Consider the following 244-nt stretch of genomic DNA (forward strand, 5'->3'; position numbering starts at 1 on the left):
CTCCATCGTCGGCGGGCTGATGATGCTGCGCGACACGGCCAAGAAATTGCCTCTTACCGAGGAGCAATTGCGCAAGGTGCATGAGCGCAATGCCGAGGCGGATGCGAAGGATGCTCAGAACCGTTGAGCGATATGTGTTTGTGTAGGCGCTAGCGTAGCTCGCGATGGGGGGCGTAGCGCCCCCGGCGATGGCGGCGGCGCAGCTACGGGGGTGGGGGTGCTTTGCACCCCATCGCGAGCTGCG

1 protein-coding gene is annotated in these 244 nt (G+C 64.3%); it reads left to right on the forward strand.

Going from position 1 to position 244, the window contains the following annotated elements; translation table 11 throughout:
• Positions 1 to 127 (forward strand): DUF2897 family protein (locus tag IAE36_RS23550; protein ID WP_201214985.1); only part of this gene is annotated, 127 nt, incomplete at its 5' end.
• Positions 128 to 244 lie beyond the last annotated feature (117 nt).

This window comes from Pseudomonas sp. S36, from assembly GCF_016647875.1.
In the GTDB taxonomy this organism is placed as follows: domain Bacteria; phylum Pseudomonadota; class Gammaproteobacteria; order Pseudomonadales; family Pseudomonadaceae; genus Aquipseudomonas; species Aquipseudomonas parafulva.